General features: G+C 55.5%; 16 protein-coding genes. 4 read left to right on the plus strand and 12 right to left on the minus strand.

Annotated elements, in window-relative coordinates; all coding sequences use genetic code 11:
• Positions 1 to 4 precede the first annotated feature (4 nt).
• On the minus strand, positions 5 to 1,573 hold the full coding sequence (locus ACMHXE_RS06605; protein WP_335917108.1) for an aspartate aminotransferase family protein: 1,569 nt from the start codon (positions 1,571 to 1,573) through the stop codon (positions 5 to 7).
• A 584-nt stretch (positions 1,574 to 2,157) separates the two neighbouring features.
• On the opposite strand from ACMHXE_RS06605, the gene ACMHXE_RS06610 reads away from it, so the two are divergent.
• From ACMHXE_RS06610 to ACMHXE_RS06625, 4 genes are read left to right on the plus strand one after another with little or no spacing between them, the layout of a single operon-like run.
• Entirely contained in the window at positions 2,158 to 2,925 is a 768-nt protein-coding gene (locus ACMHXE_RS06610) for a TetR/AcrR family transcriptional regulator (RefSeq protein WP_413731746.1), read from the plus strand.
• Positions 2,922 to 3,866, plus strand: a complete 945-nt coding sequence (locus ACMHXE_RS06615; protein ID WP_412500461.1) for an HlyD family secretion protein — start codon at positions 2,922 to 2,924, stop codon at positions 3,864 to 3,866. Before ACMHXE_RS06610 ends, ACMHXE_RS06615 begins: the two co-directional genes overlap by 4 nt.
• Positions 3,863 to 4,858 (plus strand): ATP-binding cassette domain-containing protein, encoded by a 996-nt coding sequence (locus tag ACMHXE_RS06620; RefSeq protein WP_413731748.1) that lies wholly within the window; start codon positions 3,863 to 3,865, stop codon positions 4,856 to 4,858. Before ACMHXE_RS06615 ends, ACMHXE_RS06620 begins: the two co-directional genes overlap by 4 nt.
• Positions 4,848 to 5,978, plus strand: a complete 1,131-nt coding sequence (locus ACMHXE_RS06625; protein WP_044734253.1) for an ABC transporter permease — start codon at positions 4,848 to 4,850, stop codon at positions 5,976 to 5,978. The genes ACMHXE_RS06620 and ACMHXE_RS06625 overlap by 11 nt, the downstream gene beginning before the upstream one ends.
• Positions 5,979 to 5,988: 10 nt before the next feature.
• Here ACMHXE_RS06625 and map read toward each other — a convergent pair whose 3' ends face one another.
• The 11 genes from map to ACMHXE_RS06680 form a co-directional block, all read right to left on the minus strand.
• Positions 5,989 to 6,771: a type I methionyl aminopeptidase gene (map, locus tag ACMHXE_RS06630; protein WP_224867593.1), complete on the minus strand. Its 783-nt coding sequence runs from the start codon at positions 6,769 to 6,771 to the stop codon at positions 5,989 to 5,991.
• On the minus strand, positions 6,764 to 6,970 hold the full coding sequence (locus tag ACMHXE_RS06635) for a ParD-like family protein (protein WP_025010681.1): 207 nt from the start codon (positions 6,968 to 6,970) through the stop codon (positions 6,764 to 6,766). Before ACMHXE_RS06635 ends, map begins: the two co-directional genes overlap by 8 nt.
• 360 nt (positions 6,971 to 7,330) lie before the next feature.
• Positions 7,331 to 8,182, minus strand: a complete 852-nt coding sequence (locus ACMHXE_RS06640) for a sulfurtransferase (protein WP_208149312.1) — start codon at positions 8,180 to 8,182, stop codon at positions 7,331 to 7,333.
• Between the two features lie 121 nt (positions 8,183 to 8,303).
• Positions 8,304 to 8,993 (minus strand): DJ-1/PfpI family protein, encoded by a 690-nt coding sequence (locus ACMHXE_RS06645; RefSeq protein WP_234596307.1) that lies wholly within the window; start codon positions 8,991 to 8,993, stop codon positions 8,304 to 8,306.
• 76 nt (positions 8,994 to 9,069) lie between these two features.
• Entirely contained in the window at positions 9,070 to 9,528 is a 459-nt protein-coding gene (locus ACMHXE_RS06650) for a hypothetical protein (protein WP_025010679.1), read from the minus strand.
• Positions 9,529 to 9,531: 3 nt separating this feature from the next.
• Complete coding sequence (locus ACMHXE_RS06655) at positions 9,532 to 10,338, minus strand: hypothetical protein (protein ID WP_413731753.1); 807 nt, start codon at positions 10,336 to 10,338, stop codon at positions 9,532 to 9,534.
• Positions 10,338 to 10,796 (minus strand): GNAT family N-acetyltransferase, encoded by a 459-nt coding sequence (locus ACMHXE_RS06660; RefSeq protein ID WP_028780257.1) that lies wholly within the window; start codon positions 10,794 to 10,796, stop codon positions 10,338 to 10,340. Before ACMHXE_RS06660 ends, ACMHXE_RS06655 begins: the two co-directional genes overlap by 1 nt.
• A 156-nt stretch (positions 10,797 to 10,952) precedes the next feature.
• Entirely contained in the window at positions 10,953 to 11,171 is a 219-nt protein-coding gene (locus ACMHXE_RS06665; RefSeq protein WP_028780256.1) for a DUF6500 family protein, read from the minus strand.
• 32 nt (positions 11,172 to 11,203) lie between these two features.
• Positions 11,204 to 11,566, minus strand: coding sequence for an MmcQ/YjbR family DNA-binding protein (locus ACMHXE_RS06670; RefSeq protein WP_413731755.1), 363 nt, complete (start codon positions 11,564 to 11,566; stop codon positions 11,204 to 11,206).
• Positions 11,567 to 11,655: 89 nt separating this feature from the next.
• Positions 11,656 to 12,000, minus strand: a complete 345-nt coding sequence (locus tag ACMHXE_RS06675; protein WP_413731757.1) for a GNAT family N-acetyltransferase — start codon at positions 11,998 to 12,000, stop codon at positions 11,656 to 11,658.
• A 140-nt stretch (positions 12,001 to 12,140) separates the two neighbouring features.
• A complete protein-coding gene (locus ACMHXE_RS06680) occupies positions 12,141 to 12,332 on the minus strand; it encodes a hypothetical protein (protein ID WP_101053079.1) in 192 nt (63 codons plus the stop codon).
• Positions 12,333 to 12,438: the final 106 nt, after the last annotated feature.

A 12,438-nucleotide genomic window follows, 5' to 3' on the forward strand; every position in this document is an offset into this window, starting at 1 on the left:
CTCCTCAGGCGCTGTAAAGCGCGCTGGTCTTGTAGTGACGGGCCTGCTCGCGACCGATTTTGCAGATGTCGGTCAATACGGCTTCGATATCCTCGAGACGGGTGTGAGGGTTGAGCAGGGTAAACTTGAGATATTGGCTGCCGGCCACCTTGGTCGCTGCAATCATGGCGCGGCCTTCGCGGGCCAGACGGGCGCGGATATGGCGATTGCATTCATCCAGTTCGGCGCTGCCGAGTGCCGGGTCGTTGAAGCGAAACACCAGGGTAGTCAGCGACGGGCGCTGCGCCGTCTGCAGCTCGGGGAAATGGCTAAAGCTTTTATAAAGCTCGGCTGTGGTGGCAATCAGGGTGTCGAACATCTCGCCTATGGCATCCGGCCCGGCGGCTCTCAGGCTTAGCCACAGCTTGAGGGCATCAAACCTGCGGGTGGTCTGCAGGCTCTTGTTGACCAGATCCGGCACTCCGGCCTGGGTCTGGGCCTCAGGGTTGAGGTAATCGGCATGGTAGGTGAGGTAACCGAGCATGCCTTTGTCCTTGACCAACAGCGCCGAGCAGCACACGGGCTGGAAGAATGACTTATGGAAATCCAGGCTGACAGAGTCGGCCAACTCTATGCCTTCAAGGCGTTGGCGCTGGGTGCGTGACAGCAACAAGGCGCCGCCGTAGGCCGCGTCTACATGCAGATAACAGCCGAATTCGCGGCAAAGGGCAGCTATGGGCGCTATGGGATCTATGGCGCCAAAGTCAGTGGTCCCAGCGGTAGCGACCACGGCAATGGGGATCAGTCCTGCCGCTTTGAGCTGCCTGAGTTTGCCCGCCAGTGCCTTGGGATCCATGCGCCGATTGGCATCACAACCGACAGTCATTACCGCTTCATGTCCCAACCCTAAAAGTGCGGCCGCTTTTTGGATGCTGAAATGGCTGAATTCAGAGCAGAGAATGCGGTATCGGTGAGCATTGGCAGCCAGGCCCGCCAGAACATTGCCTCTGTGACCCGGCTCAAGGCTGCCAGCCAACTCTCTGGCAAGCAGCAGCGCCATCAGGTTGGACTGGGTGCCGCCGGTAGTGAATACACCGTCGGCATATCCCTGATATCCCACGCGCTCGCAGGCCCAGTCGATAACCTTCTGTTCAATCAGAGTCCCGCCGGCGCTCTGATCCCAGGTTTCCACCGCGGTATTGATGGCTGAACTCAACTGCTCGGCCAACAAGGATGTGAGCATTACAGGGCAGTTGAGGTGGGCCAGATAATCCGGGTGTTGGAAATAGATGGCGTGGCTGAGATAGAGCTTGTCCAGTTCGGCCAGAACTTGCTTCATGTCCCCAAGGGGGTGGTCGAGATTGATATCGGAAAATGCGCTTTGCAGTTCTTCGGGGCGAATGCCACTGCTGGGACCATCCAGCCGTTCAAGGCGGTGTTTCAGGGTATCCATGCCCAGTTGCATCAAGTGGGAGTAGTGGTGTTCGGGTGCGATACCAAAGAGCTCAGTGTGGGGAGCGAACGGCAGATGGCCGGCGGCATCATAGCTCGGGTCATTGCTCGCCTGTTCAGGCTCCATGCTGGGGTGGGTCACTTTTGCCTCCTTTGCGACTGACATGAGGTCAGCCATCAATGACAAGTCACCCAGGGACAGGAACTGCTTCGGCCTTTCCCTGGGCCATTCCTTTTTGGCTGTCATCCTTTTCTCAACGACAGCGGCGACAAATTAGCATGCACTCAAATACAAATGCAAATGATTCTCAATTAATTTGTGTAAAGATGTAACCGCCTTGATTGGACGCCTGCATCAATCACAACAAATTGCTCAGCCAAAGACAGGCTTGAGGCGACTGAGTTGAGAGCGATTTGCAAAAGAGTGACTGAGTTAATTCAGTCGGCGGTGAGGCAAAGGGCGGGAGCCTAAGGAAGGTGCGAACAAGTGCCATGTGTGCTTTGCGTCGGCTTACAGGCCTGGGAGCAAGGCCTGGTTCGCAGCAAATGGCCCTAGTGCTTTGCAAGAAGCACTTTCCTAATACGGCGGAGCAAGCTTGCTCAAATATCCTCTGAACTGGGCCGACTAAATTCCTCAACATAGGCATGAATGGAGAATTAACTCACTGCCATATAAGCACTAAACTGAGTATATTCATCACAAGAGGAATTTTTGAGGAGCAGGGGATGAAAGCCACAGCCGGTCGTCCTAAAGGCCATTCAGGGGCCAGGGATGCTTTGATAGAAGCCGCGCGTAGCTGCTTTACCCTGAAGGGCTATGAGCGGGTTTCCACCCGAGAGCTGGCGCGCAAGGCGGGAGTGGATGCGGCGATGATCCGTTATTACTTCGGCTCCAAGGCAGGCCTGTTTGAGGCCATGGTCAGAGACACAATCGCTCCTGTGCTGGAAGCTTTCAAACACTACAACGCCGCGCAAAGTCACCAATCTACCTCTGAGGGCTCTGCAAACAGCCCTGAGCCCAACAATAGCCGCCTTGAGCCGAGCAAGATGAGTCTTGATTCGAGCAAGAAAAGGCCCGAGTCAGGTTTTGGCGGACCATTTGAGCTGATGCAGGTCTATTACCGCGCCATGGCTGCCAACCCGGCCTTGCCCGGGCTTATCATCCAGGTATTGAATCACAGAGAAGGCAGTGAAGCCTTCGATGCCCTTGCCAGCGTATTCAGTGACATGCTCAGCCGCTCGAAGCTGTGGATCCGCCAGCTTGGGCAAGATCACGGCCTTAATCCCAACCTGGCCCCTACCTTGGCACGGCTGAGTTTTGTCAGCCTGATGGTGTTTCCGCTGATCGCCCCGGCCCATCTGATGCGGGATTTCGGTGTCGAATTGAATGAAACCTGGCTCAAACAGCTGGCAGAGCACAATGCCAAAGTCCTGCATCAAGGCTTATTGCGCCAGGATATTGCCGCCAACCCAGGCTGTGAGGAACCCCAATGAACAAGATATCCCTGATACTGACAGCGACACTATTGCTGTTGCAAGCTTGCGGCGACAGCGGCGAAAGCCGCGCCATGGGCACACTGGAGCGGGATCGTATCCAGCTTTCAGCCCCCGTTGCCGAGCAGATAGCCGATATCCATGTGGCCGAGGGTGACAAGGTCGAGGCGGGGCAATTGTTGCTGCAATTGGACAGCCGCAGCGCGGCAGCCAGAGTGGCACAGCGCCGCGCCGAACTGGCCGAGGCCGGCGCCAGGCTCGATGAGCTGCAACAAGGTGCCAGGGTAGAAGAGCGGCGAGCGGCCAGAGCCGCCATAGAGGCGGCAACGGCAGCCGCGACCGAAGCCAGACTCAGATATCAGCGCACCCGCGAACTGTTTGTCGCCAAAGTGGTGGGGCAGGCGGAGCTGGATGCGGCCATCGCCGAGCGGGATCACACCAAGGCCTTGGTCGAGCAGGCCAATGAACAATGGCTGCAACTGGAAAACGGTACCCGCAGCGAACAACTGGCCCAGGCCGAAGCCAGAGTGGCAGCCGCAGCGGCGGCGCTCAAGGCCGAGGAGAAAGCCTTGGACGACCTCAGTCTCAGGGCGCCGCTGGCATCAGAGGTGGACATATTGCCCTGGAAGAGGGGCGATCGAGTGGCTCAGGGCACTCAACTTGTCGCGCTTTTGGCGCTGGATAAACCCTATGCCAGAGTCTATCTGCCGCAAACGGCCATCAGTAAGCTTTCCCGCGGCGACAAGCTGGAGGTCTGGGTCGATGGGGTGGAACAGCCGCTCAAAGGCACTGTCAGAAATATCCGTTCCCAACCGGCATTTACCCCGTTTTATGCCCTTAATGAGCGCGATCGTGCCAGGTTGATGTATCTGACGGATATCGATGTCGAGGGCGCCGAGTCTCTGCCCTCAGGGCTGGCGCTGGAGGTACGACTGCCATGACTCAGTCAGCTGATGCCGGTGCTTCTTCGGCCACTCAAGCCACCTTGTCCATTGATTCTTCCCTGGTCATTGAAGCTCCCCTAGCCATTGAAGCTCACGGGCTGACCCGGCGCTTTGGTGAGTTGACCGCGGTGGATAATCTCAATCTCGCCATTCCCCATGGCAGTATTTACGGCTTTCTCGGCCCCAACGGTTGCGGCAAGTCCACTGCGATTCGGCTGCTTACCGGCCTGTTGTTGCCGGATGCCGGTGAGGTGACCGTATTGGGAGAACCGCTTGCCGGTAACGAAGAGGCGCTCAAGCAACGTATAGGTTATATGACCCAGAAGTTCTCTCTCTACGATAATCTGTCTGTGCTGGAGAACCTCAGATTTGTCGCCAGTATTTATGGCTTGTTCGGCCGCCGCGGCAAGGCGCGCATTGAAGAGCTACTGCATCTGTATAGCCTGGAGGGCAGGGAGTCTCAGTTGGCCGGCTCCATGAGTGGTGGTCAGAAGCAGCGTCTGGCACTGGCCTGCGCTACACTGCACTCCCCCGAGCTGTTGTTTCTCGATGAACCTACCTCGGCGGTCGATCCGGAAAATCGCCGCGAGTTTTGGGAGCGGCTGTTCGATCTCTGCGCCGCCGGGACCACTATTTTGGTGTCAACCCACTACATGGACGAGGCGGAGCGCTGCCATGCGTTGGCTATCCTTGAGCGCGGCGCCAAGCGGGCCGATGGCTCTCCGGCCGAATTGATGCAGCAGATGGGCGCCAGCGTGGTGGAAGTGAGCGGTGAGCAGCTAAGGGCACTCAAGCAGCAGTTGGTGGCCTTACCTGAGGTTGTTTCTGCCGCTCAGGTAGGCACCCGGCTCAGGGTGTTGGTGCGGCGTGATGCCACAGATCCCATCGCCTTTCTCAGCCCCTATTGCGATGGGCGCAAGCTCGCCATGGCGCGCCCCAGTCTCGAAGATGTGTTTGTATCCTGCACCGGAGGTCGACATGTGGGCTAGGATATTGGCGATCATGCTCAAGGAGCTCAGGCAGTTGTCGCGGGATAGGATGACCTTCGGCATGATAGTGATGATCCCTCTGGTGCAGCTGCTGCTGTTTGGCTACGCCATCAATACCGATGCCAGGCATCTGCCCGCCGGATTGGTGGATATGTCGGCCAGCAGCTACAGCCGGGCCTTGGTGCAGGCGGTAAAGGCCACCCAAGTGGTGGACTTCAAGGCAAAATACGCCTCTATCGAACAGGCCGAGGCGGCCATCACCTCGGGGGAAGTGCGCGCCGTGCTCTATTTGCCGGCAGATCTCAATGCCCGGCTGGTGAATCATCCAGCCTTCGACCGTCGTCAAAGCGACAGCCAGCTTACCCGGCCCGTGGCCCAGTGGCTGGTGGATGGCTCGGATACGGTTATCGCCGCCGCGATTCGTAGCCTGAGAAGCATGCCGCTGGATGAGGTGGCCGGTTTCAGCAGCCAAAACCGGGTGCCAAGTTTTGAGGTGGTGCAGTATTTCAACCCGGAGCAGCGCACTGTGGTTAACATAGTGCCCGGCTTGCTGGCGGTGATTTTGACCATGACAATGATCATGTTCACCTCTGCCGCCATTGTCAGGGAAAGAGAGCAAGGCAATATGGAGTTTTTGATCACCACCCCGGTCAAACCCATGGAGCTGATGGTGGGGAAAATCATCCCCTATGTGCTGGTGGGGCTTATTCAGGTGAGTATTATCCTCAGCGTGGGCCACTTCCTGTTCGGTGTGCCGGTGCGCGGTGGTCTGGACAGCTTGTTGCTGGCCTCTTTGCTGTTTATCTTTGCCAGCCTCAGCCTGGGCCTGGTGATCAGCACCATTGCCAAGACCCAATTGCAGGCGATGCAGCTGACGGTATTTATCCTGTTGCCCTCTATTCTGTTGTCAGGCTTTATGTTTCCTTACGAAGCTATGCCAATTGCGGCGCAGTGGATAGCCGAAGCGCTGCCGGCGACCCACTTTATGCGTATGGTGCGCGCCATAGTCCTGCGTGAGGCCGATATCCTGATGTTGGCTAAAGATGCCTTTTGGCTGGGGGCGTTCACCCTGGGAGGCGTGTTGCTCGCTTCATTGAGGTTCCGTAAGCGTTTGGGATGAGCGCTGTGGTTCAGCGCTCTTCATCTCTGAGGGTCAACACTTCATAGCCGGTATCTGTCACCAGTATGGTGTGCTCCCACTGGGCCGAGAGTTTTTTATCCCGGGTCACTACTGTCCAGCCATCTTTCTTGGTCTTTATTTTGGCGCCGCCCTGATTGATCATCGGCTCTATGGTAAAACACATACCGGCTCGCAGTTCCAGGCCGCTGGCGGCGCGGCCATAGTGCAGTACCTGGGGCTCTTCGTGCATCTCGCGCCCTATGCCATGACCACAATATTCCCTGACCACACTGTAGCCTTGGGATTCGGCATACTGCTGAATCGCATGGCCAATATCCCCGAGGCGGGCACCGGGCCTGACCATCTTGATCCCTCGCCACATGGCTTCATAAGTGGCCTGTACCAGGCGTTTGGCCAAAGGCGATGCCTGTGGCATCAGGTACATCTTGCTGGAGTCGGCAATAAAACCATCCTTTTCGAGGGTAATATCCAGATTGACAATATCGCTGGCCTTCAGCAACTGCTGCTCCGACGGAACCCCGTGACACACGACTTCATTGACCGAACTGTTGAGCACATAGGCATAGCCGTATTGGCCCTTGCTGGCCGGGCGCGCCATAAGCTCGTTGACGATAAAGTCTTCTACTCTGTCGTTGATGGCCATGGTCGAGATGCCGGGAACAACAAAGTCATCCAACATGGCAAATACCTTGGCAAGCAGGGCACCTGAGCGGCGCATCAGCTCGGCTTCAGCCGCAGTTTTTAAATGAATTTTTCTTTTTTGATCAAGCATTTTGCGCTCCAGGTACCTTGATGGCTTCCCGCTGATACAGCTCGGCCATCAGCTCATTGAAACTCCGGTCGGGGTTAAGCTCGGCCAGCATGCCCATCTTGATCCAAAATTCCGCCTGGGCGTTGATGGAGCGCGCCATCAGGCCGCTGGCCTTGCGCAGCTCCTCATGGAGTTCATCGGAGATCTTGATAATTCCCATATGCTAAAAATACACTTTATATATAAAACATATATGAATCGTATACTTTGTGGCGGTGAAAGAAAAGCATGTTGGTTGAAAGATTGCGGCGCCTTAAGAAAGTGTGGCGCCTTAAGGAAAGGGCTTAAGGCTGTTCTTTAGACAAGCATAAGCAGCAGCCTTGGCTCTATTCGGGAGGGGCAAGCTGGTGGGCGGCTATGATGTTAAAAAGCCCGCTTGGGGAAGCAGGCTTGAGATTGATCTCGAGGGTTAAGGTGAAGCTAGAGAACCGTTTGCTGCTCGTATTCAGTTAGGCTGAAGCGAGAGCTTGTTCTTAACTACCCTGATTTTTAACCGCTTTGGTTTATAACGGCTTTGGTCTTAATTTGTTGCCAGCGGCAGATGGGCCTTGCTGCCCCAGTCGGCCCAGGAGCCATCGTAGAGTATCAGGGCGTCGAGGCGTACCTGATAGGCCGCCAGGATCAAAATACAGGCGGTGATCCCTGAGCCGCAACTGAAGATCAAAGGTTTGCCGCTGCGTCTGGCGTCCATGGCACCCAGATGCAGAAAAATCTGCTCCAGTGCCGGCTGAGGTTTCAGGCTGTCGCCATCCAGCACTTCGGCAAACGGCAGATTCACGGCGCCGGGAATATGGCCGCTGCGCACGCCTTCTCTGGGTTCGGGACTCTGGCCGAGAAAGCGTGAACTGGCCCTGGCATCCAGTATCATGGCCTGCTTGCCTGCCAGGGTATCCAATACCTGGGGGGCGTTACAGACCTTTTCCGCTTGATATTGCCCACAGGCGTTACCGCGCGGAAACTCGGTCGCTAACTTGTCGGCACAGGGGCGCTGCTCTTTGAGCCATTTGGGCAGACCGCCGTCGAGAACAAACACCTGCTCAAAGCCCATGACCTTGAAACACCACCAGCCCCGGGGCGATGAGTAGATACCCTGGTTGTCATAGATGACGACAGTGCTGTCCTGGTCGATGCCAAGCCGCTGCACCAGCTCGGTAAACTGGGCCTGACTCGGCAGGGCGTGTAACTCACTGGACTGCAGATCTGTGCACTCCCGCTCCAGATCCAGCCGCCGGGCACCGGCAATAAAGCAGGGCTCATCGTAGACTATCGGCTCGCGGCCTATCACCTTGTCCATGCTGGCATCCAAAATGACCAACTTGGGATCAGAAAGATGAGCGGCCAACCACTCGCTGCTTACCAGTGCAGATTGCATCTCGACTCCTTAAGCTCGGTAACGGCACCGAGCAATGAAACTTGGCCCAAATTACTGGAGCGCTACGGATTTCTCAAGCTGTTATTGCCACAGAACCTCTATAGGCGATTATTCTCAATAGTTATTGGCATGCGGTTTGGATTGCAGCCTCGGCAGCACTTTGCAGGCTGGCATCAATAATGGCCTCAAACTGTAGCTGTTGTCCGGCGGGCAACAGCTCCCTTAGCATTTCCCGGCGTTTCTCTTCACCGAGCAGGCGTTCGGCCAGCCAGGCACAGAGATACATGGCCGATAGGCAGCCACCGGCGGTAGCTATGTTGCCTCTTATCACCAAAGGTTCATCCAGTACTTCGGCAGCTGTCTTTTGCAATGCCGTTTTGGCATCCGGATGCGTGGTGGCTGCGCGGCAATCCAGTAACCCCAATCTTTGCAGGATAAAGGAACCGGCGCAGATAGAGCCGAGCAGTTGCTTGTTGGGATCCAACTCAAAAGTATTGATAAAGTCCGGGTCTTGCAGCGCCAGCGGGATCCCCTGTTTGCCGCTGATAAACAGCACGGCATCAGCCTGGTTGGCTTCGCGAATATGGCCCTGCATCTCAATCTCAAGACCCAATGCCGATTTGTGACTTTTGCTGCTGCCGAGCAGCTTGACCTGCCAATCATTCTGGATGCGGCCCACTATGTCCCACATCAAAAACAGATCGATATCGGTAAATTCATCGAAAGCCACTATGGCGATAGTGGGTTTCTTGTCCGTTGGCCCATAGCTGGCGCTCGGGGTTTGAGCGTTTGGTGAAGTATAAACAGACATACAGCCTCCTTGTCTGGTATCAGTTTGACAATTAGGTTCTTCAGGAATGGTATTCAATGCTCATGCAAACCGGGATTCAGTCTCTGAACTCTTCGTCATAGGCCAGGCCGCTGACATCGGCCAGCTCTTTACCCAGCTCCTGCATTGCGGCCTTGCCCTTACGTCTCAGCAGGGTCACTCTCTGACCATCCTTGAGCATCAAGATCAAGTCCCAGTATCTGGGCTCGCCGAAGTGGGGGCAGAGGCAAAATCCGCTGATTTCGGCCAGTGGCACCTTGAGTTGCCCTATGGGGTAGATACTGCGAATACTGTGCACCAGCACACAGGTATCTTTGTCTATCAAGATTTTATGGCGACAGAACAACGCGTGCCAGCCGAGTGTTGCCCCCATGGCCCAACCGAGCAGCAGTTCAGGGTTAAGCCCGAAATACACCTGTGCCAAAGTCAGCGCCGCCAGCGGCAGGCCGATTAACCAGGTCCAGCGGCCAAACACCAACTCGGCCCTTTGTGAGGAGTACTTGTTCCAGTGCGCCATGGCTCAGCTCCCTAAGCGTGTCAGTAGCAGTCCGAGCAGGGCAAAAAGCGGCAGCGGCAGTGCCAGTTTCCACATCAGGTGTTGCTCCCAAATGGGCCGGTACTGACTGCTGGATTGGCCAGTTTGAGTCGCGGCTTTCAGAGGCTTGGTTTCGGTATGGGGGGATTTTGCGGCCTGGCTCTCGGCCTCCGGCGCCGAGTCGCTTCGAGCTGTGTCAAAGGGCACGGCTTTCAACTCGGGCCAGGCAGTGACTTTTTCATAAACTTCAAGTTCATAAACTTCAAGTTCATAAACTTCAAGTTCATTGACTGCAAGCGGGCCGGCGCAGCCGCGCAAAAAGCCTATCAATGTCAGCGCTTCAGCCATATCTGTCAGGGTGTGGCGCTGTCCGAGCAGCACCAGCTGCACCCCATTGGGCGTTTGCGCCAGTGGGGTAATATGAATAGATAGTTGACTGTAGGGCAGGGTTTTGCGGGGCTTGGCTTTTATACGCCACCAGCCAGTGTATTCTTGAATCTCAGCGCTTTTGGGGTCAAACAGCCAACGCCTTCTCACCCCCAAACAGCCAGTTGCCAGAGTTAACAACAGCAAGGCCGAGACGGCATGAAATACCTGTGATTTACCTGTCAGCACCACAGTCATTAAACTTGAGGCCGACAGGGGAACCAGCATGATTAAGCCCCAGATTGTAGCCAGGGTTTGCTGTCTGCCAATAAAGTAGGCTCGTCCATGGGCATCCAGCTTTAAGTGCCAACGAGCGCCGCGGGGCAGAGCGCGATATTTTTTGTTTAACTCATCTTCCTTGGACATCAATCAGTTATCCTTTTTGCTGAAGTATCAAGCGCCAGATGCAAAATAGGGAAGGGCTTACCCATGGCATCGAGTGCCGAGCGGGAGATTTGTTTAAAGCCTTGATGGCGGTAGAATCCGACCGCCTGTGGGTTTTGTTCATTGACATCGACCAAGTTGGCGCCGAGGTCTTCGATGGCATGCTTTAGCAGGGCACTGCCTACGCCTTGGCCGCGAGCCCGGCTGTGAACAAACAGCATCTCTATCTTGTCGTCTGCTACGCCCAGAAAGCCGACAATGGCTTTGGCCTCATCTCGTATACATCTGAGCGTCACCGCCGGGAAGGCCTTATCGAGGATCAGCGGCTTGAAAAAGGCGATATCGGCTTCGCTGATAAAGTCGTGGGTGGCGCGCACTGAATCTTCCCAGACTTGCAGCAGCTCAGCAAAGTCGGCACTGGATGGGGTTTCAATGTTCATATCTTGTGGTTTTCCAATCCGGGGTCGGGTTGTGGTTCTCTTTGAGAGCCAGGCCGAGCAGGATGCGCTCATCTTTCCCCGGCGCTTCCTGCTGTTGCATGGTTTATATCCATGGGCTTAATTAGGCTCTGGTTTAGCGCTACTCAGCCCCTGAGGTTATTGCCCGGCTTGCACCATTTGCAGAATTTTGCGGGCCTTCTCAAAGTGATCCAGTTTGTGGGTCTGGATCCACCAGGTAGCGGCCTCCATGAGCAACTCGGGATCATCATTCTTGTTGGCAAAGAAGGCATAGAAGGAGACGCCAACATTCTCGCCCTTCTGGGCTATTTTTTGCTGGCAGACATGGATAACTTTTTGTCGCAGGCTGGCACGCATCTCGATTGTTCCCTCAATCTGAAAAGTCATTTTTAGGTGTTTTGCTGTTGCAACTGGGCTTGTTGCGCCTTGGTCAGTTTACTGACAACCAGGGCGTAGGATGCCTCAATCAGGTCACGGAGCATATCCTCGCTGACCTCACCATTCAAGGTTAGCGTGAACCAATGCTGCTTATTCATGTAATAGCCGGGCACTATCGCCTCAAAGCTATCGATCAGTGCCTGCACGTCGGCTGGCTTGGCCTTGAGTGTCACCCTAGGGGGCGTTTCCTGCTCGGCCAGCAGAGCAAACATCTTACCCATGACCTTATAGACTCTGGCCTTAGGACCAAAAGGGTAGTCGGCAGTGGCGTTGGGGCATTGCTGTAACAGATTCTTGAGTTGTGTCAGTGTCATGGCGTCCTCTGTCATTTTGGGGGGAGTATGATAATACCGGCTTCAGTCGACGTTTTGTTGATGGGGAAGGGCATGTCGCAGCCTGGCCTTCAGCCATTGAAGCGTTTACACATAAAATACCTGTCCGGACTGCCGGGAATTTCGCTGACCGAGCCGACAACTTCAAACCCTTGTTTGGCATAAAATGCCGGCGCCTGAAACGACAAAGTGTCGAGCTGCGCAGCCAGGCACCCCCGTTTGATTGCCTCTTGCTCGCACAGAGCCATTAAGCGGCTGCCAAGACCTGAACCTCTATGCTCCTTCGCGACCCAAACCACCTCAATCAGCAACTGGCGATAGATGCTGCGGCCACTCACGCCACCAATGAGTTGTCCCTTGGAGTCGCGGGCGATGGCGGCCAGAGGTTGACTAAGGAAGGTGGGAACAAGCCCCATGGGTACTCTGCGTCGGCTTACGGACCTGGATGCAAGGCGTGGTTCGCAGCAAATGGCTAATCCTTTGCAAGAAGCACAACACAGCAGGCGGGTCTGTAAGCCACGCCCTTCGGGGCTTTCACAGCAACCGGCTTTCGGCGTTATCCGACTTCGACAGGCCCCGGCATGCCTTCAGTCAGATGCCTTGAACACCAATTGCTGTGCAAGCCAGAGTGCCACGAGGACTTATTTCCACCTTCCTTGCCCATATAGCTGTGATTATAGGTTCTGAGCTTGTCGATAAGCTCATTTTGCAGGTCATCATCAACTTGCTGTAAAAGGTCAATCTGCATACCGATTTCCCCCCGAATTCAGATAATAAGTGCACCACTCATGGTTAAACGGTGAGGAGAGATCAACTGCCTGTTGGTGATACTCTGTAGTCGCCAAACAAACATG

The sequence above is a fragment of the Shewanella sp. BJSY2023SW007 genome (assembly GCF_047314525.1).
Classification (GTDB): Bacteria; Pseudomonadota; Gammaproteobacteria; order Enterobacterales; family Shewanellaceae; genus Shewanella; species Shewanella chilikensis.